6 protein-coding genes are annotated in these 3,710 nt (G+C 58.8%); 5 read left to right on the top strand and 1 reads right to left on the bottom strand.

The window, feature by feature from the left end; genetic code table 11:
* Positions 1 to 19: 19 nt before the first annotated feature.
* The 5 genes from GNZ13_RS29050 to GNZ13_RS29070 all read left to right on the top strand — a co-directional run bounded on the left by GNZ13_RS29050 (position 20) and on the right by GNZ13_RS29070 (position 3,473).
* Entirely contained in the window at positions 20 to 673 is a 654-nt protein-coding gene (locus GNZ13_RS29050) for an NADPH-dependent F420 reductase (RefSeq protein WP_236002241.1), read from the top strand.
* Positions 674 to 809: 136 nt separating this feature from the next.
* Positions 810 to 944: a hypothetical protein gene (locus GNZ13_RS53580; RefSeq protein ID WP_268959197.1), complete on the top strand. Its 135-nt coding sequence runs from the start codon at positions 810 to 812 to the stop codon at positions 942 to 944.
* Positions 945 to 1,414: 470 nt separating this feature from the next.
* A complete protein-coding gene (locus tag GNZ13_RS52850) occupies positions 1,415 to 1,972 on the top strand; it encodes a hypothetical protein (RefSeq protein ID WP_172170987.1) in 558 nt (185 codons plus the stop codon).
* A gap of 243 nt (positions 1,973 to 2,215) precedes the next feature.
* Positions 2,216 to 2,461, top strand: coding sequence for a hypothetical protein (locus GNZ13_RS29065; protein WP_172170989.1), 246 nt, complete (start codon positions 2,216 to 2,218; stop codon positions 2,459 to 2,461).
* A gap of 736 nt (positions 2,462 to 3,197) precedes the next feature.
* Positions 3,198 to 3,473 (top strand): DUF1488 family protein, encoded by a 276-nt coding sequence (locus GNZ13_RS29070; protein ID WP_328807318.1) that lies wholly within the window; start codon positions 3,198 to 3,200, stop codon positions 3,471 to 3,473.
* A 17-nt stretch (positions 3,474 to 3,490) separates the two neighbouring features.
* On the opposite strand, the gene GNZ13_RS29075 is transcribed toward GNZ13_RS29070, so the two are convergent.
* The coding region (locus tag GNZ13_RS29075; protein WP_172170991.1) for a tyrosine-type recombinase/integrase at positions 3,491 to 3,710 on the bottom strand (220 nt) is incomplete at its 5' end.

Here is a 3,710-nt window from a genome sequence, read left to right on the forward strand (position 1 = left end):
TCACGCATACCGGTGCCTGCTGCTCGAAACGCTTCATCACCTCGTCAAACATCCCTTCGTACCCGTCGTCCTTGAACAGGTCGCCAGGTTACCAGGTTTGTCGCGCAAAGACCTTGAAAGGGCTGGCCCTGAGACCCTCTCGGAATTGGTCGATGAGCTTGGTCCCGCGATCAAGGCAGTAACCACGGAGGACGCCGCCAAGGAGGACATCGTCTTTGTCGCCATTCGCTGGGCGGATTTGAAGCGGGTCCTAGGGGAACTACCCGCGTGGAATGGGCGCATTGTCGTCGATGGCACCAACCCGGTCGAATGGATCGACCCGGACTCCCCGGATGCAAATGACCCGAGCAACCCGCTGGCCGTTTATGGCATCAAGCCGGTCGATCTCGGTGGTCGCCACTCCAGTAGCGTCGTTCGTGATCTAGTTCCGGGAGCGCGTCTCGTCAAGGCGTTCAACCACCTCGACGTGAATGTGCTGGCTGAACCGGAAGTGGCTGGCGGAAATCGTGTGCTCTATTACTCCGGCGACGACGCAGAAGCGAAAAATACCGTCCGCTCGCTTATTGAAAAGTCCGGCTTTTTCGCAGTCGACCTCGGCACGCTGGACGTTGGTGGTCCGCTAGCATCCTTGCCGTTTGGTTCTTTGGCTGGCGTTAGCTTTGTCAAGGTGTAAAGCGACGGGGTGTTCCGGAGGATGCTTAGGGCCGAATTCCGGTGCGTATCAAGAGCATGGCCCGCGGCTCGCATGGAGAGCTGCGGGCGCAATCGACTTAGCTGGGTTTCCTGCAGCAGTTTAAAACTGTGACCTGATGCGGGCGACCACAGACACGCTGTTACAGCCCGACGTATTGCTGCTCGACCGGGCGGGCGAGCTGTACCGTTCGACGAAGCGCAACTTGTACGCGCGCATCGCCGCCGACGGCGGGAAAGCGAAGTCATACTAGACGGCATTCTGCCGTGAGTACGACATCTTCGCCAAGATGTTCGACGCGTTCGCTATTGCAGTGCAAGGCCTTATAGATGGCACGCGTGAACTCCTCGCGGAGGAGCGCAGGAGTCTGGCCAAGGGCATTCGCGGGCTGGAGGGGCAGTTGGCCTCGCGCCGGCGCGGCTCCACGCGCATGCACTCGGCATCTGCTTCGGGACCGGCAAGCTGTTCAGGCAGCAGCACCACCTTGAGCTCGCTGATTTTGACAGTCGCGAGTTGTGGCTACGCGAATGGCAGGCTAGCCGCTCGCACCAGGAGTTCTTCGTCGGCTCGAAGGACGGGACGGCGGGCAACCTGTTGTGCCAGTTACGCGAAGCGGGTTATGGTCTGTAGGCGCTGAAGATCCGCATTCCGGACCGGTTGCTCTCGCCGGGTAACGAGAACTAACTCGTCGTCAACGATGTTACGTTCGCCTACGATCGCGAGGTGCTGGATGCCGCACTTAAAGCAGGAGCTATACTGAGCCGGCGCCTGTATCGGGACGAGCGTGGCTGGCGCGCCTTTGTGTCTTTCGACCACCGGCCGGCAGAGGTCTCGACACCTGACGCGAAGTACGGCGTCATCGGCGTCGACTTCAATGCCGACCATCGGGCGGTGACGGAGACCGACGCGTTCGGCAACCTGCTACGCACAAAGCGGTTTGCGTTACTGCCGGAATACGCAGGCTCGGGCCTATGGCGCGACAAACAAGATGAGAATGTCGCGGCGAGGAACGCATCCATGACCGCCATCATTGCCTACGACCTGAACTCCTACGAAAAACTGCCCACGCTGTTTCCCTACAATCTTCAACCGCACATGTGTCACCCGTTCACTGCACCGGTCCCGTTTCGGCAACCTTTACTGCGTAACTGGCCTGGCACCTCACCGCGAAAGGAAGACAACCGCTATGCTTCTGCATGCCTCCACCGGAACAAGGCCGATCCGACACTACACGAATCGTTCCGAGATTCTGTTCGATCCCGTGAGGCTCGGAAGCCTTGAGTTGAAGAATCGCATCGTAATGGCGCCGATGACCAGGGCCATGTCTCCACAAGGTGTGCGGGCGAAAACGTTGCGGCTTACTACCGCCGTCGGGTTGACGGAGGGGTTGGCCTCATCATTTCTGAAGGTAGTTTCATTCCTCATTGGAGTGCTTCGCACGATGACAACGCACCGCGCTTCTAGCCTACGCTTGCGTTGCCGGAAGTGCGGTGAAAGATATCTTGAAGAACGCAGGCATCGTCATTGGGCAAAAAAATCGCAATCAAGTCCATCAAGGGCATTAGTCGTGCAACGATCTTCAGGATCAATCAGCCCGTAGGGTTTCGCTTGATCACCAAGCGCGGCACTACCGGCGTCATCAATCTTGGGAAGGTAGTACCTATGCTCGGCGGTATCGTGGGCGCCACGTTTGACTCGGACACGGCCAATATTGTAGGTAACGTCGCTCGCGACACATTCATAGCATCCACCAAACCTGTCGCAGCCTGACATCATTGCCAGTAGAGCCAAGGCGCGTTCTGGACTGGAACTGAATTTTTTCCACAGCGCGCCTTTACTCGATCGTCGCACTTCCTTGCCAGCATTTTGGTCGATGGGCCTGTCGATCCACGGGAGAGTCCCTCATTATGCTAGCCTCCGAAGGTTGAAACGGGTAGACCTGCCATTCAGGGCCATTGATGTGTGAACGGCAGCAAGGCGACCCGAAGCAGCCCTTCAGGCGGGGACACCTGAACGTCAACTATGGCCGAACTGCTGTCTGCGAGAGGCCGGCTTGAGTGACCGGACCACTCGATTTCCCGCCGTTGAATCCCTGACATCGCGACCGGCGGCAGTGGGTCGCCTGCGGCCGATCGCGCAACGATAGCGCCTATCCAGATGGCTTCTCCAATGGCTCCTCGATGTACGCCTGCAAGGGAGGCGTGAGTGCGCTTTTCTTGCCGACACGTCGTATCAGTTGACCGCACCTTCGCATGGCACTTTGAAATTCGTCTCCCGTAAAGATTCACCCTGGAGATCCCTTTCGATCACAAACATGCAACTAACCGTCCGGCACCTCTGCGTCCCCGTCAACCGCAAATCCCGTCTCCAGCAGGGCAGGCAGAATCTACACCGCGAGTTGTCCAGGCATATATCCGCTGCGCGCGCCTGTGCTCCGTCTGTTCTGTAAAATTGAAGACAGGCGGCAGGAAGTCAAAAAGTTCGCAGCTGAATGCAGGAGGTGGAAATGATGGACGTGATTGACCTGATGCCAGCTGTCGCGGCGGACCGACATGAAATCTCGTTTCGCCTGACCGGGCATCGCAGCGAGATCGCCTGTGCGATTACGCGGGAGGCGCTCGAAACGCAATTCTGGCTGCCCAAAGACGCTGACCAGGTCCGCATGCTCAAGGCATTTGCGGACGGACGGCGCCGCATTATCGCGGTCGCCGAAAGAAAAGTCCGCCTGCGTCCGGGTCAACCAGTCAGGCTCACCGCCGACGATTTCCAGATCAGGCGGTAGGGCCTGGCTGTCGTCTGTCACCAGTCAATACGGTGTTTCTCGTCGGTCTCGCGGTGCCGGCGATCGTCGTCGACGTGAAGATACTGACTGGTTGTCGTCAGTGACGCATGCCCGAGGTTATCGCGCACGAGTCGCAGATCAACCTGCTGGTCCGCCATGTGGGACCCTGCGCTGTGACGCAGCCAGTGTGCCGATGCCTGCTCGAGGCGGTCCGCGCGCGGCGCATGGTCTTCACCA

The sequence above is a fragment of the Paraburkholderia elongata genome, assembly GCF_013177735.1.
Classification (GTDB): Bacteria; Pseudomonadota; Gammaproteobacteria; order Burkholderiales; family Burkholderiaceae; genus Paraburkholderia; species Paraburkholderia elongata.

What these genes read in the sequence shown, in the direction of transcription:
- GNZ13_RS53580 (WP_268959197.1), top strand. Translation starts at nt 810, where the DNA reads ATGCGGGCGACCACAGACACGCTGTTACAGCCCGACGTATTGCTGCTC.
- GNZ13_RS29070 (WP_328807318.1), top strand. Translation starts at nt 3,198, where the DNA reads ATGATGGACGTGATTGACCTGATGCCAGCTGTCGCGGCGGACCGACAT.